At 63.9% G+C, this 23373-nt stretch carries 26 protein-coding genes; 4 read left to right on the top strand and 22 right to left on the bottom strand.

From position 1 onward, the window contains the following. Positions 1–3 precede the first annotated feature (3 nt). The 8 genes from FHW83_RS06055 to flgB form a co-directional block, all read right to left on the bottom strand. Entirely contained in the window at positions 4–1128 is a 1125-nt protein-coding gene (locus FHW83_RS06055; protein WP_176645440.1) for a flagellar basal body P-ring protein FlgI, read from the bottom strand. A 5-nt stretch (positions 1129–1133) separates the two neighbouring features. Then, the gene (locus tag FHW83_RS06050) at positions 1134–1787 is read right to left on the bottom strand and encodes a flagellar basal body L-ring protein FlgH (protein WP_176645588.1); all 654 of its coding nucleotides are present in this window, start codon (positions 1785–1787) and stop codon (positions 1134–1136) included. 10 nt (positions 1788–1797) lie between these two features. After that, entirely contained in the window at positions 1798–2589 is a 792-nt protein-coding gene (flgG, locus tag FHW83_RS06045; RefSeq protein ID WP_176645439.1) for a flagellar basal-body rod protein FlgG, read from the bottom strand. 69 nt (positions 2590–2658) lie between these two features. Next, positions 2659–3399, bottom strand: coding sequence for a flagellar basal-body rod protein FlgF (flgF, locus tag FHW83_RS06040; RefSeq protein ID WP_176645438.1), 741 nt, complete (start codon positions 3397–3399; stop codon positions 2659–2661). 11 nt (positions 3400–3410) lie between these two features. After that, positions 3411–4967 carry a flagellar hook protein FlgE gene (locus FHW83_RS06035; RefSeq protein ID WP_176645437.1) on the bottom strand — a complete coding sequence of 519 codons (1557 nt, stop codon included), beginning with the start codon at positions 4965–4967 and terminating at the stop codon, positions 3411–3413. 26 nt (positions 4968–4993) lie between these two features. After that, entirely contained in the window at positions 4994–5692 is a 699-nt protein-coding gene (locus tag FHW83_RS06030; protein ID WP_176645436.1) for a flagellar hook assembly protein FlgD, read from the bottom strand. Between the two features lie 19 nt (positions 5693–5711). After that, on the bottom strand, positions 5712–6122 hold the full coding sequence (gene flgC / locus FHW83_RS06025) for a flagellar basal body rod protein FlgC (RefSeq protein ID WP_176645435.1): 411 nt from the start codon (positions 6120–6122) through the stop codon (positions 5712–5714). A gap of 2 nt (positions 6123–6124) precedes the next feature. Further along, the gene (gene flgB / locus FHW83_RS06020; RefSeq protein ID WP_176645434.1) at positions 6125–6553 is read right to left on the bottom strand and encodes a flagellar basal body rod protein FlgB; all 429 of its coding nucleotides are present in this window, start codon (positions 6551–6553) and stop codon (positions 6125–6127) included. A 154-nt stretch (positions 6554–6707) separates the two neighbouring features. Between flgB and flgA the strand changes: the two genes are divergently transcribed. From flgA to FHW83_RS06005, 3 genes are all read left to right on the top strand, one after another. Then, positions 6708–7409: a flagellar basal body P-ring formation chaperone FlgA gene (gene flgA, locus FHW83_RS06015; protein ID WP_176645433.1), complete on the top strand. Its 702-nt coding sequence runs from the start codon at positions 6708–6710 to the stop codon at positions 7407–7409. 96 nt (positions 7410–7505) lie between these two features. Then, positions 7506–7823: a flagellar biosynthesis anti-sigma factor FlgM gene (flgM, locus tag FHW83_RS06010; protein WP_176645432.1), complete on the top strand. Its 318-nt coding sequence runs from the start codon at positions 7506–7508 to the stop codon at positions 7821–7823. Positions 7824–7830: 7 nt separating this feature from the next. Next, a complete protein-coding gene (locus tag FHW83_RS06005) occupies positions 7831–8307 on the top strand; it encodes a flagella synthesis protein FlgN (RefSeq protein ID WP_176645431.1) in 477 nt (158 codons plus the stop codon). Positions 8308–8474: 167 nt separating this feature from the next. Here FHW83_RS06005 and motD read toward each other — a convergent pair whose 3' ends face one another. From motD to FHW83_RS05955, 10 genes are all read right to left on the bottom strand, one after another. Next, positions 8475–9236: a flagellar motor protein MotD gene (gene motD, locus FHW83_RS06000; RefSeq protein ID WP_176645430.1), complete on the bottom strand. Its 762-nt coding sequence runs from the start codon at positions 9234–9236 to the stop codon at positions 8475–8477. Position 9237: 1 nt separating this feature from the next. Further along, positions 9238–9984: a flagellar motor protein gene (locus FHW83_RS05995; RefSeq protein ID WP_176645429.1), complete on the bottom strand. Its 747-nt coding sequence runs from the start codon at positions 9982–9984 to the stop codon at positions 9238–9240. Continuing rightward, on the bottom strand, positions 9966–10697 hold the full coding sequence (locus tag FHW83_RS05990; protein WP_155466123.1) for an RNA polymerase sigma factor FliA: 732 nt from the start codon (positions 10695–10697) through the stop codon (positions 9966–9968). Before FHW83_RS05990 ends, FHW83_RS05995 begins: the two co-directional genes overlap by 19 nt. A gap of 19 nt (positions 10698–10716) precedes the next feature. Beyond that, complete coding sequence (locus FHW83_RS05985; RefSeq protein WP_176645428.1) at positions 10717–11517, bottom strand: antiactivator of flagellar biosynthesis FleN protein; 801 nt, start codon at positions 11515–11517, stop codon at positions 10717–10719. Next, the gene (gene flhF / locus FHW83_RS05980) at positions 11510–12949 is read right to left on the bottom strand and encodes a flagellar biosynthesis protein FlhF (RefSeq protein WP_176645427.1); all 1440 of its coding nucleotides are present in this window, start codon (positions 12947–12949) and stop codon (positions 11510–11512) included. Before flhF ends, FHW83_RS05985 begins: the two co-directional genes overlap by 8 nt. A gap of 108 nt (positions 12950–13057) precedes the next feature. Next, the gene (locus FHW83_RS05975; RefSeq protein WP_176645426.1) at positions 13058–14011 is read right to left on the bottom strand and encodes a DUF4351 domain-containing protein; all 954 of its coding nucleotides are present in this window, start codon (positions 14009–14011) and stop codon (positions 13058–13060) included. 49 nt (positions 14012–14060) lie between these two features. After that, positions 14061–16184, bottom strand: a complete 2124-nt coding sequence (gene flhA / locus FHW83_RS05970) for a flagellar biosynthesis protein FlhA (protein ID WP_176645425.1) — start codon at positions 16182–16184, stop codon at positions 14061–14063. Next, positions 16181–17368 carry a flagellar biosynthesis protein FlhB gene (gene flhB, locus FHW83_RS05965; RefSeq protein ID WP_176645424.1) on the bottom strand — a complete coding sequence of 396 codons (1188 nt, stop codon included), beginning with the start codon at positions 17366–17368 and terminating at the stop codon, positions 16181–16183. The genes flhA and flhB overlap by 4 nt, the downstream gene beginning before the upstream one ends. Positions 17369–17455: 87 nt before the next feature. Further along, entirely contained in the window at positions 17456–18433 is a 978-nt protein-coding gene (locus FHW83_RS05960) for a fumarylacetoacetate hydrolase family protein (protein ID WP_176645423.1), read from the bottom strand. Beyond that, positions 18430–19146: a pseudouridine synthase gene (locus tag FHW83_RS05955; protein WP_176645422.1), complete on the bottom strand. Its 717-nt coding sequence runs from the start codon at positions 19144–19146 to the stop codon at positions 18430–18432. The genes FHW83_RS05960 and FHW83_RS05955 overlap by 4 nt, the downstream gene beginning before the upstream one ends. A gap of 123 nt (positions 19147–19269) precedes the next feature. On the opposite strand from FHW83_RS05955, the gene FHW83_RS05950 reads away from it, so the two are divergent. After that, positions 19270–19542: a hypothetical protein gene (locus FHW83_RS05950; RefSeq protein WP_229224034.1), complete on the top strand. Its 273-nt coding sequence runs from the start codon at positions 19270–19272 to the stop codon at positions 19540–19542. 155 nt (positions 19543–19697) lie between these two features. Here FHW83_RS05950 and FHW83_RS05945 read toward each other — a convergent pair whose 3' ends face one another. Genes FHW83_RS05945 through FHW83_RS05930 form a run of 4 tightly spaced genes read right to left on the bottom strand, consistent with a single transcriptional unit; the run spans position 19698 to position 22743 of the window. Further along, positions 19698–20705: a S49 family peptidase gene (locus FHW83_RS05945; protein ID WP_176645421.1), complete on the bottom strand. Its 1008-nt coding sequence runs from the start codon at positions 20703–20705 to the stop codon at positions 19698–19700. 19 nt (positions 20706–20724) lie between these two features. Further along, positions 20725–21090 carry a Rieske 2Fe-2S domain-containing protein gene (locus tag FHW83_RS05940; RefSeq protein WP_176645587.1) on the bottom strand — a complete coding sequence of 122 codons (366 nt, stop codon included), beginning with the start codon at positions 21088–21090 and terminating at the stop codon, positions 20725–20727. Further along, positions 21090–21749 (bottom strand): HAD-IIIA family hydrolase, encoded by a 660-nt coding sequence (locus FHW83_RS05935; RefSeq protein ID WP_176645420.1) that lies wholly within the window; start codon positions 21747–21749, stop codon positions 21090–21092. The genes FHW83_RS05940 and FHW83_RS05935 overlap by 1 nt, the downstream gene beginning before the upstream one ends. A gap of 10 nt (positions 21750–21759) precedes the next feature. Further along, complete coding sequence (locus FHW83_RS05930; protein ID WP_176645419.1) at positions 21760–22743, bottom strand: RluA family pseudouridine synthase; 984 nt, start codon at positions 22741–22743, stop codon at positions 21760–21762. Between the last annotated feature and the right edge of the window lie 630 nt (positions 22744–23373).

Below are 23373 nucleotides of genomic sequence, written 5' to 3'. Positions count from 1 at the left end.
CGTTCAAATGATTTCCAGTTCCGCGCGCAGCGAACCGGCGGCCTTCATGGCCTGCAAGATGGACAGCAAGTCCTGCGGCGTGGCGCCGATGGCGTTGAGCGCCTTGACCACGTCGGCCAGCGAGGCGCCGCCCTTGACCAGCATGACCTTGCCCGCGTCGGCCTTGATGCCGACCTGCGGATTTTGCGTGACCACGGTGCGGCCGCCCGACAGCGGATTCGGCTGGCTCACCTGCGTGTCGGCGTTAACCGATACTGACAGATTACCGTGGGAAATGGCGCACGTATCGAGCGTGACCGCGCGGTTCATCACCACCGAGCCGGTGCGCGCGTTCATGATGACCTTGGCCGGCTGCTCGGCCGGATTGATCTGCATGTCCTGCAGCGTGCCGATGAAGCTGACGCGCTGGTCGCTGCTGCTGGGCGCCTGCACGCGGATCACGCGGCTGTCCAGCGCGTAGGCGATGCCGGCGCCGTACTTGTCGTTGATGGCTTCCACCACGCGGCTGGCGGTGGCGAAGTCGGCGTTGTTGAGCTCCAGCTTGATCATATTGCCTTCGCCCAGGTTGGTGGCCACGGCGCGCTCGACCGTTGCGCCACCGGAGATCTTGCCCACGCTCAGGTGGTTGACGGTCAGCGAGCTGCCGCCGCCTCCGGCACCGCCGCCGGCTTGCACGCCGACGCCACCGACCAGCACGTTGCCCTGCGCCATGCCGTACACCTGCCCGTCCGCGCCTTTCAGCGGCGTCATCAGCAGCGTGCCGCCGCGCAGGCTCTTGGCGTTGCCCATCGACGACACCGTGATGTCGAGCTGCTGGCCCGGCTGCGCGAAGGGCGGCAGCGTGGCCGTCACCATCACCGCCGCGACGTTTTTCAGCTGCAATTGCGAACCGCCCTGCGGCAGGTTCACGCCCAGTTGCTGCAGCATGGAAATCACGCTTTGCACGGTGAACGGGGTTTGCGTGGTCTGGTCGCCGGAACCGTCGAGGCCGACCACCAGGCCGTAGCCCAGCAATTGGTTGTTACGCACGCCGGCGATGCTGGCCAGGTCCTTGATGCGCTCGGCCTGGCTGAACGGCGCCAGCAAGGACAGGCTCAGCAGCAGCGCGGCTTGGATGGAAGTTTTCATGATGGTCAGAACGGCAGCAGACTTTGGAAGAAGCGCGAAGCCATCGAGGACAGCTCGGCACGGTCGACTTTGTTGGCGGTGCGGTACTCGACGCGGGCGTCGGCCACGGCGGTCGATTGCACGGTATTACCGGTGGCGATGCTGTCCGGGTTGATCATGCCGGAGAAGCGGATGTATTCCGTGCCCTTGTTCATGCCGATCTGCTTCTCGCCCGCCACGATCAGGTTGCCGTTGCTCAGCACCTCCACCACGGTGATGCCCATGGTGCCGGTGAAGGCATTGCTGGCGGCTTGGGTGTCGCCGTCCGAATAGGTGTTCTCGCTGCTGACCGCGAGCGGATTGCCAAAGGTGCCGGCCAGCTTCTTCGGCATGGTGGCGCTGACGCTGCCCGACTTGTTGCCGGTGGCCGTGCCGCTCTTGTTGGCCGAGGTGCGCTCGGTGATGACCAGCGTCAGCACATCGCCCACGTGCCGCGCGCGGCGGTCTTCGAACACCGGGCGGAAGGCGGCCGGCTGGTAGATGGCGCCGTTGTTGGGCACGGACTGCATTTGCTCGGTGGTCAGCGGGCGCGCGCTCATCGGGCCGCTGACGATAGAGGTCGGCGTGCTTTGGCAGGCGCTCAGCGCCAGCACGGCAACGAGAAGAATGGGATGTTTCATCATCAGCTCCTTACATCTGCGACAGTTTCTGCAGCATCTGGTCCGAGGTGGTGATGGCCTTGGAGTTGATCTCGTAGGCGCGCTGGGTCTGGATCATATTGACCATCTCCTCCACCACGTTGACGTTGGAGGTTTCCACATAGCCCTGCAGGATGGTGCCGGTGCCATTGGTGCCCGGCGTGTTCTGCTGCGGCGCGCCGGAGGCGGTGGTTTCCACGTACAGGTTCTCGCCCTTGGATTCGAGCCCGGTCGGGTTGATGAAGGTGGCCAATTGCAGGCTGCCCAGCTGCTGGGTGGTGGTGGCGCCGTTGGCACCAGCCACGTTGACCGACACCGTGCCGTCGCGTGCCACGGTGATCGATTGCGCGGTGATCGGGATGGTGATGGCCGGTTGCAGCACGAAACCTTCCGAGGTCACCATCTGGCCGTTGTTGTCGCGCTGGAAGGAGCCGTCGCGCGTGTAGGCGGTGGTGCCGTCCGGCAGCAGCACGGTGAAGAAACCGCTGCCGTTGACCATGATGTCCTTGTCGTTGCCGGTGGACTGGGGATTGCCCTGGGTGTGGATGCGCTCGATGGCGACCGGGCGCACGCCGGTGCCCAGCTGCATGCCGGACGGCAGATTGGTCTGCTGCGACGATTGCGCGCCCGGCTGGCGGATATTCTGGTACAGCAGATCCTCGAAGACGGCGCGCGACTTCTTGAAGCCGTTGGTGCTGACGTTGGCCAGATTATTGGACGTGACGTCCATCTGCGTCTGCTGCGCTTCCATGCCGGTCTTGGCGATCCATAGCGAACGTATCATGATGCTTCTCCCAATGCCGGACGAACATTCACCTGTTCATCCCATGCAAGCATTATGCGGGAGGGGGCGTCAACTCAAAGCGAGGATCTGGGTAGCTTTTGCCGCGTTATTCTCGGCGTTCTTCATCAGGCTCATTTGCATTTCAAACTGTCTTGCCAGGCTGATCATGTTGACCATGGAATCGACCGGGTTGACGTTGCTGCCCTCCAGCGCGCCATCGACCACGCGCACGTTGGCGTCGTTCTGCGCCGGCGTGCCGTCGGCCTGGCGGAACAGGCCGTCATCGCCGCGCAGCAGGCCCTTGGTGTCCGGATTGACCAGCTTGATGCGGCCCAGGGTGTTGGACGGCCCCGGCTGGAAAGTGTCGTTGATGACGCTCACCGTGCCGTCGCTGGCGATGCTGATCTTGGTGTCGGGCGGCACCGCGATCGGGCCGCCGTCGCCGATCACCGTCTGGCCGCTGCTGGTTTGCAGGATGCCGTTTTCGCTGATCTTCAGGCTGCCGTTGCGGGTGTACGCCTCCGAACCTTCGGCCGACTGCACCGCCAGCCAGCCCTGGTCGCGGATGGCGATGTCCAGCGCGCGGCCGGTGGTCTCGATCGGGCCGGCGCGGAAGTCCGAGCCGACCGTGGAATCGACCACGAAGGCGCGCGTGGGCAAGCCCTCCGACACCACCGGCACCGCCCGGAAACTGTCGAGCTGGGCGCGGAAGCCGGTGGTGGTGGCGTTGGCCAGGTTGTTCGACACGGTGGCTTGCTGCTCCATCACGTGCCGGGCGCCGGTCATGGCGGTGTAGACGAGGCGGTCCATGGCTTACCTCATCAGCGCAGGTTCACCAGCGTCTGCAGGATCGAGTCCTCGGTCTTGATGGTCTGCGCATTGGCCTGGTAGACGCGCTGCGCGGTGATCATGTTGACCAGCTCGGCCGTGAGGTCGGTGTTGGAGGTTTCCACCGCCGCCGAGCGCAACTGGCCCATCGAGCCGGCGTTGGGCACGCCGATGGTTGGCGGACCGGAGCTCGAGCTTTCCGCCCAGGCGTTGTTGCCCAGCGGGGTCAGGCCGTCGACGCTGGCGAAGTTGGCCATCGCGATCTGCCCCATGGCGCGCGACTTGCCGTTGCTGTACTGGCCCAGGATCACGCCGTTCTCGTCGATCGAGTAGCGCTGCCAGGAACCGGCCGAGTAACCGTTCTGGGTCGAGCCCAGGTCGTTGGTCACGCTGCCGTACTGGGTGGTCTTGTCGAAGGTGGTCGAGACCGTCATTGGCACTTGCGCGCCGGTGTCCGGGAAGATCGGCAGCTGGATCTGGAACGGCAGGGTTTGCGGCGGCGTCATCAGCGCCATGGCCTGCGGGTCCAGCGCGCCGCTCTTAGTGAACAGCAGGGTGCCCACCTTCACGGCCGGCACGGTGATGGCGGCACCCAGGATGGCGTTGATCTGGTCCGGGGTCTTGCCGGTGATCGAGCCGCTGACGGTCGGATCGAGCGCGGTGTAGGCGGCGGTCAGCGCGTCCAGTTGGGCCTGGGTGGCGGCGGCCGGCGGCGTGCTGGCGGCGGTCAGCATGGCCTGGTACGCGGCGGTGGCGTAGGTGCCGGCGGCGGTGGCAATGACGGCATCGTCCGGCGGCGTGGCGCGCACGGCGTTGTTGTAGTCATTACGTGCGGCAATCGTGGCCGCGTCGGTCGCCACCGTCGCGGCCACGCTGGCCGAGACGATTTCCTTGTTGTCGGCGGCGGCGTACACGTCCCAGGTGTTGGCGTCGGTCTTGACGTAGTAGGTGGTCATGATGTGCGCCGTGCCCAGCGAGTCGTACACGTTCAACACGGTCTGCTTGTTGTAGCTGGTCGGGTCGTTGGCGTCGAACGGAATCGTGGTCGGCACCGTCTCGGCCGAGCTCAGGTTCAGCTGGAAGTTGGCCTCGGTGGTTTGCACCGGCGTCAGGTCGGACTTGTCCAGCGTCAGCGGCACCGGCGAGCCGAGCTGGATCACGCCGGCCTTGTTGGACAGATAGCCGGTCAGCTGCGCGCCCTGGGCGTTGACCAGGGTGTGCGAGGCGTCCTCGTGGAACTGGCCGTTGCGCGAATACTGCACCGCGCCGTTGACCACCAGGCGGAAGAAGCCGCCGCCGTTGATCGCCACGTCGAGCGGATTGCTGCTGGTCTCGATATTGCCCTGCGTGAACTGCTGAGCCAGCTTGGACACGGTCACCCCAATACCGGCGTTGTTGCCCGACACGCCATTCAGCGAATTGGCGTACAGGTCGGCAAACTGCGCTTGCGACGCCTTGAAGCCCACGGTGCTGGCATTGGCGATGTTATTGCCGATGACGTCCAGCGATTTGGATGCAGCATTCAAGCCGCTCAGTCCTTGTTGGAACATGGTATTCCCCTATTGGTGATGACTGCTTACAGAACTTCTTTCACATCGCTCATGGCGAAATGCCCGAGCGAGGTATTCAGTTTGACGCCGCCGCTGCCGGTCGACACGCTGGCCACGGCCGCCAGCTGCAACGGCGTGGCGGTGACTTTGCTGCCGGCGTTGGAGGCCTCGACGGTAAAGGTGTAGCTGCCGGCCGCCGCGGTGGTTTTGGCGTCGGTGGTGCCATCCCAGGTGATCGGATAGGTGCCGGCCTCGGCGTTGGTCATGCTCATGGTGCGCACCGTCTTGCCGTTCTTGTCCTGGATGTTGATGGTCACGCTTTGCGCGTCCGACGGCAGGTCGATGCCGAACACGCTGGAGCTGCTCTTGGTGCCGTCCTCGGCGGTGCTGGTGTTGAGCTCGATGCCCTTGCCCTCCACCAGGATGCCCTTGCCGATCAGGCTGATCGCGGTGGACGACTGGGTGCTGGCGATGTCGGTGCGCAGCGATTCCAGCGTGGCGTTGACCTTGTTGATGCCGGTCACGGTCGACAGCTGGGCCAGCTGGCTGGTCATGGCCGCGTTGTCCATCGGGTTCAGCGGATCCTGGTTCTGCAGCTGGGTGACCAGCAGCTTCATGAACTTGTCCTGGTCCGCCTGCACGCTGTCGGTGCTGGTCTTGCTGGTGGTGTCCACACTGTTGGTGGTGGCTGCCTTGGGCGTATCGATAATGCCGCTAATCGCCATGATGACCTCTTGCTCTTAGTTAGGTTTGACCGATGGTCAGGGTTTTCAACAACAGCGTTTTCGCCGCATTCATGGTTTCCACGTTGGTCTGGTACGAGCGCGAGGCCGACAGCATATTGACCATCTCGTCCACCACGTTCACGTTCGGCATGGTGACGTAGCCGTTCTCGTCCGCCGCCGGGTGCTTGGGGTCGTACATCATCTTCATCGGCGACTGGTCCTCCACCACCTGCTTGACGCGCACCCCGGTGGCGGTGCCGCCATTGGTCGGCGTCTGCGCCTCGAACACCACCTGGCGCGCGCGGTAGGCCTCGCCGCTGGCGCTGGTGGCGCTGTCGGCGTTGGCCAGGTTGGACGCCACCACGTTCAGGCGCTGCGCCTGCGCGCTCATGGCCGAACCCGACACATCAAAAATTTTAAATAGCGACATGATTAGTTCCCTGACTGGAGCGCCGCCAGCATGGCCTTGATCTGGCCGTTGATGGCGGTGATGCCGGCTTCATATCGGATGGCGTTGTCGGCGAACTGGTTGCGTTCGACGTCCATGTCCACCGTGTTGCCATCCACCGCGCCCTGGATCACGCCGCGGTACAGCAGCGGCGTGCCATCGGCCAGCGTACCGGCGTATTGCTGGGGGTTGGGGTAATGCTTGTTGGCGGTGGTGCTCAAGGTTTGCTTGGCGTCGGGATTGGCCTTGTCCAGCGCGCTCTGCAACGCGCTGCTGAAGTCGATATCGCGCGCCTTGTAATTCGGCGTGTCCGCGTTGGCAATATTGGAGGCGAGCACGGTCTGGCGCGCCGAGCGCAGGCTCAGCGCGGTCTCATTAAAGCGCATGTAATCGTCTAACTTGCTGCCGAGCATGATTCGCTCCCCTTCCACATTGGTGACAGGTTCGATGATACGGAGTCGGCCCTTGTCACCATCGGGCGATAAACACCCCATTTCCAGCCCTATTCCACGCTTCAAGTCCAGCCCGCCAGACTATGATGGCTACATTGAAGGGGAAACCGACGCCATGAAATCTCGCATACTCATCACCGCGCTGGCGGCCAGCCTGCTGGCCGGCGCCGGCCCGGCCGCCGCCCAGGCCGGCCGCCAGGACATCGCCGTGCTCAAGCGCACCGTGGAACAGTTCCTGCAGGTGCAGGCCGGCGGCCTGCCGGGCGAAGTCACGGTCAACGTCGGCGCGGTCGACCCGCGCCTCAACCTGGCCGACTGCCCCGATCCGCAGGCCTTCTTCATGCCCGGCGCGCGCGCCTGGGGCAAAACCTCGGTCGGCGTGCGCTGTGCGGCGCCTTCGGCCTGGACGGTATATATTCAAGCCAGCGTGACGGTGGTGGGCGAGTATGTCGCCAGCGCCGCGCCGCTGGTGCAGGGCCTGCCGATCGACGCCCGGCAGTTGACCGTCCTCAAGGGCGATTTGACAATGTTGCCGGCCGGGATAGCCACCGACGTCAACCAGGTGATCGGCCGCAGCGCCACGGTGTCGTTGCCTCCAGGCACTCCCCTGCGCCTCGACACCTTGCGCAGCAAGCCGGTGGTGCAGTCGGGCCAGCTGGTGCGCCTGGTCTCCAGCGGCAACGGCTTCAGCGTGTCGGCCGAGGCGCGCGCGCTGAGCACGGCCGGCGACGGCCAGGTGGTGCAGGTGAAAACGGCCAACGGCCAGCAAATCACCGGCATCGCCAAGAGTGGCGGCACGGTGGAGGTGGCATTTTGAGCAACTTGCGGCACAGTCCAGCTAAAGTTTCCGGCCAAGCCGCCGTTACCGACTCAGATCCCGGAGTTTCGTACTCCTAGCTGAGAAGGAAATGCTGTGAAAATCAATGACACACTAAAGAGCACGCCCGGCCTGCCGTCGACGCCTGCCGCCACCGGCGCCACCGCGCGCGGCGCGGAAAAGGCGGCCGAGGCGGCGGCGACCAACGTCGCGTCGGACAATGTGCGCCTGTCTCCGCAAGGCCAGGCCATGGCGGCCAGTTCGGCCGGCGGCGCCAATGCGGTGTTCGACACCAAGAAAGTCGAACGCATCAAGCTGGCGATCGCCGACGGCCAGTTCCAGGTCAACTCGGAAAAAGTAGCGGATGGCTTGCTGGATACCGTCAAGGATCTGCTGCACTCAAGAAAACGATAGGATCATCATGACCACCGTCACCCCGCTGAACAGCCTGCGCGAAGAAGAACAGATCATGTCCACCCTGCTGGACGTGCTGCGCCAGGAACAGCACCTGCTGGTGACGGCGGACATCGAGGCCCTGCCGGCCCTCACCACCCGCAAGACCGCGCTGGTCACGCAAATGACCCTGTTGTCGGCGCAACGTCACCGCTCGCTGGGCAAATGCGGCTTTCCGGCCGAGGAAGCCGGCATGGACGCGTGGATCGCCGCCAGCGGCGAGGCGCGCGAGGAATCGGCCAGCCTGTGGCAGGCGCTGCTGCAGCATACGCGCGAGGCCAAGGAGCTGAACCGCGTGAACGGCATGTTGATCAATAAACAGATGGGCCACACCCAGGACGCGCTGCAGGCCTTGCGGCCGCAGAATGGCACGGCCAACAACTTCTACGGCCCGGCCGGCATCTCCACTTCCCTGCCGCGCAGCCGCGGCTTCCTGGCCGGTTAATTTCACCCCGCACATCGCATACCGGGATCTGATCCTGATACCGCTGAGTGAATAGCCGTCATTCCCGCGCAAGCGGGAATGACGGCTCATCAGTTTGTGGTCAAAAAAGGCTTAACTTAGCGGCATTAGGATCTGCCCCTGGGCCAGTCCCCCCATTTGACTGAGGGTTACTGCGTCGGCACTTCGGTGCTGGGATCGGGGATACCCGACAGAATCGTCACCGCCACGCGGCGGTTGCGCGCGCGGCCTTGCGCCGTGTCGTTGTCGGCCACCGGCACATTCGAACTGAAGCCCACGGCGGTCAGGCGCTGCGGCGTCACCCCGGCGTCGATGAACAGGCGCACCACGCTGCTGGCGCGCACCGACGACAGCTCCCAGTTGGACGGGAAACGGGTATTGCCGATCGGCTGGTTGTCGGTATGGCCTTCGACCTGCACATTGTGGCTGTCGTCCTTGAGCAAGGCCGCCACCGCGCGCAGCGCCTCCACCGATTCCGGCATCAGCCGCGCGTCACCCGGATCGAACAGCACCGAGGCGTTGATCTCGACGCTGACGCCGCGGCTGTTCTGCGTCACCCGCACCTTGCCCTCCTTCACCAGCGGCGCCATGGTGGACAACAGGTCCTGCGCCAGCTTGGTCATCTGCTCCTTTTCCTTGCGCAGCAATTCATTGCGGCGCTTGATGGCGGGATTGGGGATGGGCAGGTTGGGCACCTCGGTGTTGACCGGCTGCGCCGCGCCCTTGCCGCCGAAGGCGTCGCCAAGCGCGTCGGAAAAGATCTTGTACTTGCCGATGTTGACGGCCGAGATCGCGTACATCACCACAAAGAAGGCGAACAGCAGCGTGATGAAGTCGGCGTAGGAAATCAGCCAGCGTTCGTGGTTTTCCGCCTCGTCATCGAACTTCCTGCGCGCGCGCCGGTACTGCATCTCAATGCTCCCGCAGCAGCGTGGCGATGCGCTCGTCGATCACGCGCGTGTGGTCGCCGGTGGCGATGTCGTAGAACACCGCCGCCGCGATCTCCTGCTGGTGCACGGCCTGGGTGACGATGGCCTTGAGCTTGTTGGCGATCGGGTAGAAGAACAGATTGGCCAGGCCGACGCCGTAAATCGTGGACACGAAGGCCACCGCGATGCCGGAGCCGAGCTTGCTCGGATCGGTGAGGTTTTCCATCACGTGGATCAGGCCCAGCACCGCGCCCAGGATGCCGATGGTGGGCGAATAGCCGGCCGCCGACTCCCAGATGCGCACGGCCTGGCGCTCCTCCGTTTCATAGGCGGTGATCTCGGTGTCCAGCAGCTGACGCAGCTTGTCGGGCGCGATGCCGTCGACGATCAGGCGCAGGCCCTTGGTGTTGAACTTGTCCTTGGACGCCAGCATGTAGCGCTCCAGCGACAGCAGGCCGTCGCGGCGCGCCGCCAGGTTCCAGGCGTTGATGTCGCGCGCCAGCGCGGCGCGGGTGTCGGGCGGCGGCGCGAACACCAGCCGCAGCATGCGCAGGCCGCGCATGAAGGTCTTCGGCCGCGTCTGCAACAGCACGGCGCCGAAGGTGCCGACCACCACGATCGCGAACGCGGCCGGCTGCAGCAGCGAGGTGATCTTGCCGCCCTCCATGCCCTGGCCGATGACGATGCCGGCCAGCGCGATCAGGACCCCGGCTACGCTGGCCCAGTCCAAGACCGCTCCCGGAGTGAGGCGCGCAGGCGCGCCACGGCTTGCGTATGCAACTGCGATACGCGCGATTCGGAGACACCCATCACGGCGCCGATTTCTTTCAAGTTGAGCTCCTCTTCGTAATACAGGCCCATCAGCATTTTTTCGCGCTCCGGCAAGGCGTCGATGGCGTCGATCACGGCCTGGCGGAAGTCGCCGTCCAGCAGCGAGCGCAGCGGGTCGGCCTCGTCGTCCGAGGCGTAACGGTCGAGGAAACTGTCGTTGCCGTCGTCGTCATGGAAATCCTCGTAATACACCAGCTGGTGGCCGCCGCCGTCCGACAGCATCTCCTGGTAGTCGGCCAGCGACAGCTTGAGCGACTTGGCCACTTCCGATTCGCTAGGCGGCCGGCCCAGGCGCTGCTGCAGCGTCGACATCGCGGCCTCGACCTTGCGCATGTTCTGCCGCAGCGAGCGCGGCAGCCAATCGCTGTTGCGCAATTCATCCAGCATGGCGCCGCGGATGCGCAGCACCGCGTAGGTTTCAAATTGCGCGCCATGGGTTTCTTCGTAACGGCTGATGGCGTCCAACAGGCCGATCATTCCGGCTTGCACCAGATCGTCGACTTCGACGCTGGGCGGCAGTTTCGCCTTCATGTGGTGGGCCAGGCGCTTGACCAACGGCATGTGCTCCGTCAGCAAGGTGTCCTTGTCCGCTTTCCCTTTTACCGTGTACATTCGAATATTTTTATATTAATTAAGCGCTGAGTTGGCTGTTCCCCCCCAGCGCGAAGCGCCCCGCCAGTTGACGGAACGCGACTGAAGCCCCGGCCAGCGGAAACGCGTCCACCACCGCGCGCCCCAAGCGCGCCGCGCGTTGCAGGTATTCGTCCGCCGGCACCGAGCCCATGGAAACCAGGTTGACCGCCAGGTAACGGCTGGCCGCCTGTGCCATATTATCGTATACCACCTTTGCCTCCGATTCGGAAGCCCCGGTGACCAGAATCCCGAACGGGCGCCGGCCCAGTTCCTGGTTCAGGCGCTTAATCATACTGTAGGCGGCCTTGATCGAGGTAGCGCTATTCGACACCTGCACCACGATTTCCGAGCTGGCCATGACCGGCACCGGGAACGCCTCGCCGTCGAATTCGCCGTCGACCAGCACCATGCCGGTTTGCTTGGCCATCACGTCGAACGCCTTGGCCAGGCGGCGCGTCTCGTCGGGGCCGGAGCGCGCCGCGCCGCGTGTCATGGACGCCACAGCGAAACCTTGCGGCAGCTGGTGGATCACCTGATTCAGACCGCACTCCTGGCGCGCCACGTTCAACAGGCTGTGGCCGCCGTCGACGCCGAGCCGCGAGGCCACGCCGTGGGCGCTGGCGCAGGCGTCGACGATCAGCACGTCGTTGCCGGCGCGCGCCAGCGAGGCGCCCAGGTTGACCAGCATGGACCCCTTGTCGTCCTGCGGCGCGGCCGACAGGAAGGTGACGATGCGGGGCCGCGGCCCCGCCAGCATGCGGCGCAGTCCCTCCGCCTGGTCGAAGTTGAAGTTAGCCAAGGTGCACCTCGCGCAGTGCTTTGTGATCGTTGCTCATCAACAGCGGCAGTTCGGCGTCCTGGTACTGGGTGTTGACGAGCTCGCGTTTCAACTTGAAAGCGCGGTCGATCAGGTAGGCCGGGTCGGCCAGGTGCAGGTCTTCCGGCACGCGCTGGCCGTTCGACACGTAGAACAGGTTGAGCTTGTGGCGGATCACCACGTCCAGCACGTTGCCGATGGCGGCCGCCTCGTCCAGCTTGGTCATGATGCAGCCGGCCAGGCCGCTGCCCTGGTAGGCGCGCACCACCTCGCTCAGGGTGTCCTGGGTGGCGGTGGCGTTCAGGCACAGCAGGCGTTTGACGTTGGCGTCCGCGCCTTGCAGCATGGAGACTTGCTCGGTCACCATCTGGTCGCGCTGGCTGACGCCGACGGTGTCGATCAGCACCGTGTGCTTGTTCTTCAGTTCCTTGAGGGCGATGCGCAGGTCGGCCTCGTCCTTGACCGAATGCACCATCACGCCCAGGATCTTGCCGTAGATGCGCAGCTGTTCGTGGGCGCCGATACGGTAGGCGTCGGTGGTGATCAAGGCCAGCTTGTCGGGGCCGTGGCGCATCACGCAACGCGCGGCCAGTTTGGCGGTGCTGGTGGTCTTGCCGACGCCGGTCGGGCCGACCAGCGCGAACACGCCGCCCTGGTCGATCAGCGCGTCCTCATTGGCCATGGTTTGCAGATTGCGCGCCAGGACGGTCTTCATCCAGCGCAGGCTGTCGGCGGCGTCGCGCTGATTGGCCGGCAGTTTTTCGATCAGGTAGCGCGCCAGGCTGGCCGAGAAGCCGGCCGCCAGCATCGAGCGCAGCACGGCGGTCTTGTGCGGCTCGCGCGCCTGGGTGGCGCCCCACGACAGCTCGGCCAGCTGGGTTTCCATCATGCCGCGCATGGCGCGCAGCTCGCTCATCATGCCGCTCATTTCGGCGGCGGCCGATTCCTTGGCGCTGGCGACGGCGGCGCTGACCATGGCGGCGATCTGGTCGGCGTCGATCGACGGCGCGGCCTTGGGTTGTGGCTGCGCCGGCGCGGCGGCGGCGACCTTGGTGGCCAGCGAGGAATGCGAGGCGACCACGCGGCGTTGCGGCTGCTGCGGCAGGCTGGCCGGCTTGGCCGCCACCGGCGGCGACATGTGCGGCAACTCGTCCTCAAAGCGCGGTTCGACGCGGCCGGCGGGGGGAGCGGCGATGGCGTTGATGCCGAGGTCCAGCGACGGCGCCGGTTCCGCCATCGGCGAGTGCGGCGCCGGCATGGCCAGCGAGGCGGCATCGTCGTTGGCGAGGGCGAGGATTTCAACCACGCCGTCGGCCTGGCGGTTGGACAGGATCACGGCGTCGGGGCCGAGCGATTCGCGGACTTTGCGCAGCGCTTCGCGGGAAGTCGACGCGGTAAATTTTTTAACGTTCATGACCGTCTCTCGTGGAAAGCAAATGGAGCAGCTTCACTCCTATGCTTCCATTATTGACGATGCAATCTGGAAACGATCTGACGAACAAGGCCGGAAATGGGCCGCAATTCAGTCGCGGAAAACCTCGTCCAGCGTGCGGGCATCGAGCATATTCAACGCCCATGTGGACAGCCGCTCCGCATCCGCCGTCGCCAACCGCGCCATCACCACCGCATCCAGCGCGCCGAAGCGCTTGGTCAGCATGGCGGCAAGCAAGGTGGAACGCCCTTCTTGCCGCCCTTCTTGCCGCCCTTCTTGCAACCCTTCCCGCCTGCCGATCTTCCTTCCGGCACGTTCAAAGTTATTTATGTAAGGCATAGCTTCACTCCTTTCCAAGGCATGGACATCGTCCCTGAATTGCGCATCGAGTGCTTCAGGCAAGCGCATCATCCAGTCGATCGCATGATAGAAATCGATGATACGCCGCTTCTCCCAGCGGCGTCTGTACAGAAGCTTGGTCAGGCACCACTTGGCTGCGCGGCGCTGCCCGGCATTGCGGCGGGTTTGCTGTGTCAGCAAATGCGCCGCCGTCACTAGTGCAAACGGACTTGGATGCGCCAGCAATTCCGGCAAGCGATCTGCATGATCCCGCAGCTTCACGATCGGAAAAATCAAGCGCATCTCGCAGCCCAACTGGGCATACGCAAACGTGGATGGGCGCCATTCCTTGCCACTGTCCGCCAGCACCGCCATGCTGGCCAACGGTTTGCGGTAGCGGTCGTACACACGGTAGTGGTAAATAAAGATGCGCTCGGCAAAGGCGCTGTCGCGCCAGCCTTGCACCTCCAGGTGCAGCAGCACCCATTGTTCGCCACCGTCCAACACATGCACACGCGCCAGCTTGTCGAGCAGGCGCTTGCCGACCGCCGCACCGCGCGATAGTGAGGCCAGCTCCTGATCGAGAAAATCATACGGGCGCGACCAGTCGATCAGCGCGTGTGCGTCGGGAAAATAAAAGGCCATGAATTCGGGGAAGTAGCGTGTGACCACTTCCTTCCATGGCGTGTCGTAGTCGTCATCCATGCAGGCAGTCTAAGCTGCCCGTATGGCCGCGCCGCGCGCTGGATCAAACTCAGGCCGGTTGCTGGCCCACCAGCGCGGTGACGCGGATGGTCTTACTTTCCGGGATCTCGGCGTGCGACAGCACTTTCAGCTGCGGCAAGGCGCGGCGCAGGAAGCGCGACAGCAAGGCCCGCAACGGCCCCGGCACCAGCAGCACCGGCGTCAGGCCCAGCGCCTCCTGCTGCGCCGCCGCCTGCTGCGCCTGCTGGGCGATGGTGTCGGCCAGGCCCGGCTCGATGCCGGCGCCGTCCGGGCCGCTGGCCGCCAGCGCCTGCATCAGCAAACGCTCCAGGCGATTGTCCAGCGTCATCACCGACAGCTCGCCCGCGCCCGGGAACAGCTGCTGCACGATGGCCCGGCCCAGCGCGATGCGCACCAGCGCGGTCAGGTCGCCGGCGTCCTGCGTGTACGCCGCGTGCTCGGCCAGCGTCTCGATGATGCTGCGCATGTCGCGGATGTGCACCCCCTCGGCCAGCAGATTCTGCAACACCTTCTGCAGCGTCGACAGCGGTATCAGCTTCGGCACCAGATCCTCCACCAGCTTGGGCGCCTCCTTGCCCAGGTGATCCAGCAAGGCCTGCACCTCGGCGCGGCCCAGCAGCTCGGACGCGTGGGTGGTGATCAGGTGATTCAGGTGCGTGGCCACCACCGTGCCGGCGTCCACCACGGTATACCCCATGCCCTGCGCCTGGTCGCGCAGGTTGGCGTCGATCCACACCGCCGGCAGGCCAAACGCCGGATCGGTGGTCACCATGCCCTGCAGCGTGCCGGTCGCCATGCCCGGATTGATGGCCAGGAACTGGCCGTTGTAGGCCTCGCCGGTGCCCACCTCCACGCCCTTGAGCGCGATGCGGTAGGCCGACGGCTTCAACTCCAGGTTGTCGCGGATGTGCACCGGCGGCGCCAGGAAGCCGACCTCCTGCGCGAACTTCTTGCGGATGCCCTTGATGCGCTTGAGCAGCTCGCCACCCTGGGTCTTGTCCACCAAGGGAATCAGGCGGTAACCCACTTCCAGGCCCAGCGTGTCGACCGGCATCACGTCCTGCCAGCTGGCCTCCTCCTGCTCGGCCGCGGCGGCGGCGGCCGGCGCCGCGGCCTCGGCCGCGGCGACTTCGGCCGTGGTTTTCTCGACCGCGCGCTTGCCCATCAGGTAGCCGGCGCCGCCCAGCGTCGCGCCCAGCAGCAGGAACACCAGGTTGGGCATGCCCGGAATCAGGCCCATGCCACCGATGATGGCGCCGGTGATATACATGACCTGCGGCTTGGCGAACAATTGCCCCATCAGTTGCGAACCGATGTCCTGGTCGCTGGCCACGCGCGACACCACGATACCGGCAGCGATCGAAATCACCAGCGAGGGAATCTGCGCCACCAGGCCGTCGCCGATGGCCAGCAGCGTGTAGTTCTTGATGGCGTCGGCGAACGGCATGTCGTGCTGGATCACGCCCACCAGCAGGCCGCCCACCACGTTAATCACCGTCACCAGAATACCGGCGATGGCGTCGCCGCGCACATATTTCGAGGCACCGTCCATGGCGCCGTAGAACTCGGCCTCCATCGACACCTCGCTGCGGCGCTTCTTGGCCTCGGCCTCGCCGATCAGGCCGGCGTTGAGGTCGGCGTCGATCGCCATCTGCTTGCCCGGCATCGCGTCCAGGGCGAAACGCGCGCCCACCTCGGCGATGCGGCCGGCGCCCTTGGTCACCACCACGAAGTTGATGATGGTCAGGATGATGAACACCACGATACCAACCGTGTAGTTACCGCCGATCAGGAAGTGGCCAAACGCTTCAATCACCTTGCCGGCCGCGTCGGCGCCGGTATGGCCCTCGGTCAGCACCACGCGGGTCGAGCCGACGTTCAGCGCCAGCCGCAGCATGGTCGACAACAGCAGAATGGTCGGGAAGGCCATGAAGTCCAGCGGCTTGACCGTGTACAGCGCGGTCAGCAGCACGATGATGGACAGCGCGATATTGAAGCTGAAGAACAAGTCCAGCACGAAGGCCGGCAGCGGCAGGATCATCATCGCCAGCAGCATGATGATCAGGATCGGCGCCGCCAGGCTGGCCTTGTTCTGCGCGGTGGCCAGGCCTTGCAGCCATGGCGGCAGTTTCACGTTGCTGAGGGCGTTCATGCGGATGCTCCGTTATTCAAATCTGGGTTGCCATGCTTGGGGATGAAGGCCGGATCGAGCGGGTCCATGGTTGGCGGCACGTCGAGTTTTTGCGGCTTGTCCGGATACTTGCCCTTGCCGCTGCTGAACAGGCGCAGCTGGAAGACGTAGGCCAGCACCTCGGCCACGGCCGCGTACAGCTGTTCCGGAATCTCGTCGCCGATCTCGGTGTGCTTGTGCAGCGCCCGCGCCAGCGCCGGCGCCTCCAGCAGCGTGACCTTGTGCTCCTTGGCGATTTCGCGGATCTTGGCGGCCACCTCGTCGGTGCCCTTGGCCACGACCTTGGGGGCGCCGCGCATGCCATCGTTGTACTTGAGCGCGACCGCGTAGTGGGTCGGGTTGGTCACCACCACGTCGGCGGTCGGCACGTCGGCCATCATGCGGCGCTTGGCCATCTCGCGCTGCAGCTGGCGAATCTTGCCCTTGATCTGGGGATTACCGTCGGATTCCTTGGATTCCTGGATCAGCTCCTGACGGGTCATCTTAAGCTTGTTCGCGTAATGCCACATCTGGTACGGCCCGTCGATGGCGGCGATCAGGCCCAGCGCGCCGACGATGAACATGAAGCTGGAGGCCAGCATGTTGAGCGTGTGGCCGATGCCCAGCTTGAGCGGCTCGACCGACAGGCCGATCACCGCGTCCTTGTATTTGAGCACCACCAGCCAGGTCACAAAACCGACCACGATGGTTTTCAGGATGGCTTTCACCAGCTCGACCAGCGCATTGGTCGAGAACATATTGCCGATGCCGTTGACGGGATTGAGCTTGTTAAAGTTGGGCATGAACGCCTTGCCGCTGAACAGCCAGCCGCCGACCAGCATCGGCGAGGCCAGCGCCACGATCATCACCGCGACACCCAGCGGCAGACAGGCGAGCAGCACCTGCACCACGTCCAGCGCGATGCGGTGGAACAGCACGTCGGCGTTGAAGATTTGCTCCTGGTCCAGCTTGAGGCCGGACACCAGCACCGCCTGCAACTGGCGGATCAGGCCGTCGCCGGTGGCCCACAGGCCGGCGCCCGCCGCCATCAGCACGGTAAACGTCGCCACTTCCCGCGATCGGGGAACGTCGCCTTCCTCGCGCGCCTGCTCGAGGCGCTTCGCTGACGCGGGTTCGGTCTTTTCGGCGTCGCTGTCTTCTGCCATGGGGTCTGCCTGCTGCTAAAGTTGATCTCGACCCTGCCATTATGGATTGCGGCAGGGAAAGATCATCGATTGAATACGGCAGGAAACTCAGGCTTGCTTGATGGTTTGGGCAATCGCGCCAAATACCGATTTGCCGTCATCCAGCATCTCAATGCGGATGGTGTCGCCGAACGCCATGAACGGCGTGACCGGCTCGCCGCCGGCGATCATTTCCAGGCAGCGCTGCTCGGCGATGCAGGAATAACCCTTTTTGCTGTCCTTGTTGGACACGGTGCCGGAACCGACGATGGAACCGGCGCGCACATTGCGGGTCTTGGCCAGGTGGGCGATCAGTTGCGGGAAATTGAACACCATGTCGACGCCGGCCTGCGGCTTGCCGACCAGCTTGTCGTTCCAGGTCGACAGCAGCGGCAGGTGCACCTTGCCGCCCTTCCAGGCGTCGCCCAGCTCGTCCGGCGTGACCGCCACCGGCGAAAAGCTGGTGGCGGGCTTGGACTGCAGGAAGCCAAAGCCCTTGGCCAGCTCCTCCGGAATCAGATTGCGCAGCGACACGTCATTCGCCAGCATCAGCAGGCGGATGCGCTGGTGGGCCTGGTCGGCGGTGGCGCCCATGGGCACATCGTCGGTGATCACGCACACTTCCGCTTCGAAATCGATGCCCCATTCTTCGCGCGCCAGCACGATGTCATCGGTCGGGCCAAGGAAATCGTCGCTGCCGCCCTGGTACATCAACGGCTCCTCCCAGAACGAGGCCGGCATCTCGGCGCCGCGCGCCTTGCGCACCAGCTCGACGTGGTTGACGTAGGCCGAACCGTCGGCCCACTGGAACGCGCGCGGCAGCGGCGCCATGCAGTTGGCGGGGTCGAAATCGAAGCTGCGGCGGCCGCCGCCACGGTTCAGTTCCTGGTAGATGGCATCGAGTTGCGGGGAGATGAAGGTCCAATCGTCGAGGGCGCGCTGCAAGGTGCGGGCCACGCCGTCGGCCAGTTGCGCGCTTTTCAGGTCGCGCGAGACCACCATCAGCTGGCCATCGCGGGTGCCGTCTTTCAGGGTAGCGAGTTTCATTCGGGTGTCAGCAAAGCGAGTTGTTCAGGAGTGAGGTAGCACCATTCGCCCTCGTTCAGATCCAGCGCAGCCAGCTCCAGCTTGCCGATGGCCGAGCGGTGCAAGGCCGCGCAGTGGTTGCCGGCCGCCGCCAGCATGCGCTTGACCTGGTGATATTTCCCCTGCTCCAGCACGATTTCCAGCTGGTGCTCGCCGCGCTTGACGCAGGTTTGCGCCGCCAGCGGCGCCGGCTCGTCGTGCAACTGGACGCCGGCCAGCATTTGCGCGATCAGCTCGTCGGTGACAGGCTCGGCCGTGGTGGCTTGGTAAATCTTCGGAACGTGACGCTTCGGCGACGATTGTGCATGGATAAACGCGCCATCGTCCGACATCAGCAGCATGCCAGTGGTGTCGTGATCGAGCCGGCCGACCGGCTGCACATCGCGCCAGGTCAGCTCCTCGGCCAGCAGGGTCAGCACGCCCGGATGATGGCTGGGCTTGCGCGAACATTCGTAGTTGGCGGGTTTATGCAGGGCGATGTAGACGTGTTCACGGTACACCACGTCCTCGTCAAACAGGCGGAACACCAGCCCGTCGGTTTCCAGGGTTTCTTTATAGTTGTCGTGCACCACGCCGTCGATGGTGACTTCGCCGTCCTCGATCAGGGTGCGGCAGAATTTGCGGGTGCCATAGCCCTGCGATTGCAGGATGCGGTCCAGGGATAATTTGCTCATGGCCGCGATTTTACAGGATGCGCGCTTCATTGACGCATATCAAACCATGCTCCGATTCTATTGTTAGACTGAAACAGCATTAGGAATTCGCCTACTGCGCTAGGAAATCTCAGCAGGACAATCATGCCCCACATAGCCAACCCAGTGGCGCAAGCCCAGGCCGCCAATCTCCGTACCGACTTGCTGCTGGAGCGCTGCAGCCACGGCCACGCGCCACTCGACCATGCCGCGACCGCGTGGCGCGCCGCGCGGCAAGCGGGCTTTCTCGCCTGGCTGGACGCGGGGGGCTTTACAAAAGAAAACAGCGGCATGGCGCCGCTGTTTTCAGCCCCACAAAGGGACTTGCATGAGGAATCGAAATTCACTCTACTCCGCATCAACGATGCGGTTGAGTAGTTCTCTACGTTGTACTGCACAACTGGAATGTAATGATGTTGGCCCCCCTAGGTAAGAACTACAACACCAATATAGTTCACCAAAGGGGATCCGCAAGCGAAAATAAGACTGTATTGATAATATTAATCGGTCGGCCAGTCATCCTACAACCGTGCCTAACGCAAGCTGGGTTTGACCGTGTCGACCGCCGACTTCATGGCGCCGGCGCCCATGGCGGCGCCAAATTTCTTCAGCACGCGCTCCGGCAAGCCCTCATGCTGGGTGTAATCGACGATATCTTCGGCCTTGACGACGTCGCGCGCCACGCTGTCCACCGTGCCGTAGGCGTCCGCCAGGCCGAGGTCGATCGACTTGGCGCCGGTCCAGAACAGGCCCGAGAACATGTCCGGCGTTTCCTTCAGGCGCTTGCCGCGGCCGTTGCGCACCACCTGGATGAATTGCTGGTGGATTTCGTTGAGCATGGCTTGCGCATGCTGCTTATGCTTTTCCGTCAGCGGGCTGAACGGGTCCATGAAACCCTTGTTTTCGCCGGCGGTCAACAGCCGCCGCTCGACCCCGACCTTTTCCATCACGCCGGTAAAGCCGAAGCCATCCATCAGCACGCCGATCGAGCCGATGATGCTGGCCTTGTTGACATAGATGCGGTCGGCGCCGGCCGCGATGTAATAGCAGCCGGAAGCGCAAATCTCGTCCACCACCACGTACAGCGGCTTGCCCGGATAGCCCTTGCGCAGGCGGATCATCTCGTCGACGATCATGCCGGCCTGCACCGGACTGCCGCCCGGGCTATTGATGTGCAGCACCACGGCCACCGAACCGCTGTCGGAAAACGCCTTGTTCAGCGCCGGAATCACCACCGCGGCCGAGCCGCTGCCCTCGGATTCGATCGAACCCTCGACCTCGATCAGGGCGGTATGCCGGCCCAGCGTCTCGCCGTCCGAGCCGGTCCAGCTGAAATCGAAGTAGGCGCTCAGCGCGAACACCACCACCAGCAGGGTGGTGGCCTTGAAGAAAATCCCCCAGCGGCGTGAGGCCTTTTGTTCTTTCAGCGTGGCAAACACCAGTTTTTCCAGCACCTCGCGCTCCCAATTGGACGGGGCGGCCTTGGCCGGCTGCGGGGCCGGCGCTGCCGGCGGGGTGTTCTGGTCGAGGTTGTCGCTCATGGAATACTTTAGTGGTTAATCAGGCGCGCGCGGGGCGCACGTAGTCGTCGGGCTGCCAGTAGATCCGCTGGTCGTGCTCGACCACGGCGATCGGCCGCAACCGGCCGCCGCGGCACGGGCCGCCAGCGCATTGCCCGTTTTCCGGCACATAAATCGCGCCATGGGTCGAGCACATGAGGTACAGCTTGCTGGAATCGAAAAACTCACCCTCGTTCCAGTCCAGCTCGATCGGCACGTGGGCGCAGCGGTTCAGGTAGCCGTAGGCCTTGCCGCGATGGCGCACGACGAAACCGGTGGCGTCCTCGCCGCCGGCCGTGAGCGCGAAGCGCACGCCCTTGCCGCCCTCCGCCAGCGCGTCCGCCGCGCAGATCAGGATCTCGTCCATCAGGCGTGCTCGCTCAGCCACTGGTGCAGCTCCGCCACCGTCCTGGCCGAATACAAGGGCTTGCAGGCCTGCAGCTGGTCGACCGGATGGGCGCCATACTCGACCGCGATGCCGGCCGCGCCGGCGTTGTTGGCCATCAGCAGGTCATGGGTGGTATCACCGATCATCACGGTACGTCGCATATCTTGCCCCAACTCCCGCGTCAACTCTTGCAGCATGGCCGGGTGCGGCTTGGAAAAAGTTTCGTCGGCGCAGCGTGTGGCGTCGAACAGCGACAATACTTTGACATCATTCATGGCGCGGTTCAAGCCGACCCGGCTCTTGCCGGTGGCCACGGCCAGGAAATAGCCGTTCTGCGACAAGTCCTCCAGCATGTCGTGCACGCCGGGGAACAGGCTGATCTCGTGATCGCGCGACAGGAAATGGTAGCGATAGCGCTCCACCATGCGCGGATAGAACGCCGGATCGACGTCCGGCAGCACCGCCTGCATGGCCTCGTGCAGGCCGAGCCCGATCACATGCGCGGCCGCGTCGTCGCGCGGCACCGGCAGCGACAGATCGCGCGCGGCGGCCTGGATGCATTTCACGATGGTGGAGGTCGAATCCATCAGCGTGCCATCCCAATCGAAGACGATCAGATCAAATTGCTTTCTTGCCATGTGTTTGCGATTAGTTAAGAGGTTTTCCCAAGCTTACCAAGAATCGTTCACATTCGGCGGCCAATGGCGCGTTCAGCGTCATGTTTTTGCCGGATTCAGGATGGGTAAACGTAATTTGATGCGCGTGCAGGAACATGCGCTTGAGCGCGCCGCGCGTTTCCGTGGCTTTTTGCAGGGCCTTGTTCAGCGTGAAATCGCCGTATTTGTCATCGCCCAGAATGGGGAAGCCCGACGATGACAGATGAACGCGGATCTGGTGGGTGCGGCCGGTCTTCAGCTCGGCTTCCAGCAGGGCGTACCCGTCGAACTTCTTGAGCAGCGAGAAAATCGTGTGCGATGGCTGCCCGCCCTCGTCCGAGACGGTCACGCGGCGCTCGCCATCGGCGGTGGTGTACTTGTGCAGGGCCAGCTTGATGTGCTGGCGCGCGTTCTTCCAGTCGCCCGCCACCATGGTCAGGTAACGCTTGTCGGTCAGGCCGTCGCGCATCTGCTCGTGCAGGCTGGTCAGGGCAGAACGTTTCTTCGCCAACAACAGCAGCCCCGAGGTCTCGCGGTCCAGGCGGTGCACCAGCTCCAGGAACTTGGCGTCCGGGCGCGCGGCGCGCAATTGCTCGATGACGCCGAACGACACGCCCGAACCGCCATGCACGGCCACGCCGGCCGGCTTGTCGATCACCAGCAGGTGGCTGTCCTCGAAAATAATGGTGAATTCGGCGGCCGGCACGTGATTGTCGGCTTTTTCCGCCAGGCGGATGGGCGGAATGCGCACCACATCACCTTGTACCAGACGGTACAGCTGGTCGATACGACCCTTGTTAACGCGCACTTCCCCCGAGCGCAGGATACGGTAGACGTGGCTTTTCGGCACGCCTTTGCAAACACGCAACAGGTAGTTATCGATCCGTTGACCGGCTTCTTCTTCAGTGATGGTGACGAATTGGGCTTGCAGCGGGGCGGACGTTGAAGCGGGAACAACATCTTTTTGCATCTTCATTTGCTCTGTCTTCCCAGAAATCTCTCTAAGTCCTTCATTTTGAATATATAATCGTTTCGCTGCGGTTCTCACTGCGGCAAGTGTAAGAATAAAAGCACATTTTACACAGGGGCGTCTCCACTGGCCTCGCCAAATTGCAAATTCAGAGGAAAAAATGTATGCGCACCATCCCTGCCGGAATCAGGGTTGCACCGTAGTTGTAATCGGATGGCGACAGGGGTGCTGAAGAAGAATGATTGGATAGTAAGGATAAAGTCCGGTCAGCCAGATCATAAGTTGGGCTGGCCGGTTGATGAGTAGTTGATAACGCTTGCCGTTTTCGCCAGACCCCATGCTCACTGCAAGCCTGACCGCCGGCTGACACCAGCCCGGTTGTAGAAGTAGTAATACTTGTAGTTGCTTAGCCTGGTCGAGATCTGGCCATCAAGACTGCTCTCCGTCTGTTCTTTTCTGCCGTCCGTTGGGGCCGCATGGAGAACTACAGATGAAGCGAGCACTCGGCATGTCGATCAACCTCATGCGCCCAGTTGCGGCTGCCCCGCGCCGCCGCACAGGATGGGCATACCCACCGCAATCGTTCCGATTCTCGCGTATATCCCTGTAGCTTGCCGCACCGGTCCTAAGAAACCG

Origin of the sequence: Duganella sp. SG902, from assembly GCF_013376005.1 — a bacterium.
Classification (GTDB): Bacteria; Pseudomonadota; Gammaproteobacteria; order Burkholderiales; family Burkholderiaceae_D; genus Rugamonas.
The sequence above is the reverse complement of the archived record's forward strand: the minus strand, read 5'-3'. Positions and strand labels throughout refer to the sequence as shown.

What these genes read in the sequence shown, in the direction of transcription:
- FHW83_RS06055 (WP_176645440.1), bottom strand. Translation starts at nt 1,128, where the DNA reads ATGAAAACTTCCATCCAAGCCGCGCTGCTGCTGAGCCTGTCCTTGCTG.
- FHW83_RS06050 (WP_176645588.1), bottom strand. Translation starts at nt 1,787, where the DNA reads ATGAAACATCCCATTCTTCTCGTTGCCGTGCTGGCGCTGAGCGCCTGC.
- flgG (WP_176645439.1), bottom strand. Translation starts at nt 2,589, where the DNA reads ATGATACGTTCGCTATGGATCGCCAAGACCGGCATGGAAGCGCAGCAG.
- flgF (WP_176645438.1), bottom strand. Translation starts at nt 3,399, where the DNA reads ATGGACCGCCTCGTCTACACCGCCATGACCGGCGCCCGGCACGTGATG.
- FHW83_RS06035 (WP_176645437.1), bottom strand. Translation starts at nt 4,967, where the DNA reads ATGTTCCAACAAGGACTGAGCGGCTTGAATGCTGCATCCAAATCGCTG.
- FHW83_RS06030 (WP_176645436.1), bottom strand. Translation starts at nt 5,692, where the DNA reads ATGGCGATTAGCGGCATTATCGATACGCCCAAGGCAGCCACCACCAAC.
- flgC (WP_176645435.1), bottom strand. Translation starts at nt 6,122, where the DNA reads ATGTCGCTATTTAAAATTTTTGATGTGTCGGGTTCGGCCATGAGCGCG.
- flgB (WP_176645434.1), bottom strand. Translation starts at nt 6,553, where the DNA reads ATGCTCGGCAGCAAGTTAGACGATTACATGCGCTTTAATGAGACCGCG.
- flgA (WP_176645433.1), top strand. Translation starts at nt 6,708, where the DNA reads ATGAAATCTCGCATACTCATCACCGCGCTGGCGGCCAGCCTGCTGGCC.
- FHW83_RS06005 (WP_176645431.1), top strand. Translation starts at nt 7,831, where the DNA reads ATGACCACCGTCACCCCGCTGAACAGCCTGCGCGAAGAAGAACAGATC.
- motD (WP_176645430.1), bottom strand. Translation starts at nt 9,236, where the DNA reads ATGCAGTACCGGCGCGCGCGCAGGAAGTTCGATGACGAGGCGGAAAAC.
- FHW83_RS05990 (WP_155466123.1), bottom strand. Translation starts at nt 10,697, where the DNA reads ATGTACACGGTAAAAGGGAAAGCGGACAAGGACACCTTGCTGACGGAG.
- flhF (WP_176645427.1), bottom strand. Translation starts at nt 12,949, where the DNA reads ATGAACGTTAAAAAATTTACCGCGTCGACTTCCCGCGAAGCGCTGCGC.
- FHW83_RS05975 (WP_176645426.1), bottom strand. Translation starts at nt 14,011, where the DNA reads ATGGATGACGACTACGACACGCCATGGAAGGAAGTGGTCACACGCTAC.
- flhA (WP_176645425.1), bottom strand. Translation starts at nt 16,184, where the DNA reads ATGAACGCCCTCAGCAACGTGAAACTGCCGCCATGGCTGCAAGGCCTG.
- flhB (WP_176645424.1), bottom strand. Translation starts at nt 17,368, where the DNA reads ATGGCAGAAGACAGCGACGCCGAAAAGACCGAACCCGCGTCAGCGAAG.
- FHW83_RS05960 (WP_176645423.1), bottom strand. Translation starts at nt 18,433, where the DNA reads ATGAAACTCGCTACCCTGAAAGACGGCACCCGCGATGGCCAGCTGATG.
- FHW83_RS05955 (WP_176645422.1), bottom strand. Translation starts at nt 19,146, where the DNA reads ATGAGCAAATTATCCCTGGACCGCATCCTGCAATCGCAGGGCTATGGC.
- FHW83_RS05950 (WP_229224034.1), top strand. Translation starts at nt 19,270, where the DNA reads ATGCCCCACATAGCCAACCCAGTGGCGCAAGCCCAGGCCGCCAATCTC.
- FHW83_RS05945 (WP_176645421.1), bottom strand. Translation starts at nt 20,705, where the DNA reads ATGAGCGACAACCTCGACCAGAACACCCCGCCGGCAGCGCCGGCCCCG.
- FHW83_RS05940 (WP_176645587.1), bottom strand. Translation starts at nt 21,090, where the DNA reads ATGGACGAGATCCTGATCTGCGCGGCGGACGCGCTGGCGGAGGGCGGC.
- FHW83_RS05935 (WP_176645420.1), bottom strand. Translation starts at nt 21,749, where the DNA reads ATGGCAAGAAAGCAATTTGATCTGATCGTCTTCGATTGGGATGGCACG.
- FHW83_RS05930 (WP_176645419.1), bottom strand. Translation starts at nt 22,743, where the DNA reads ATGAAGATGCAAAAAGATGTTGTTCCCGCTTCAACGTCCGCCCCGCTG.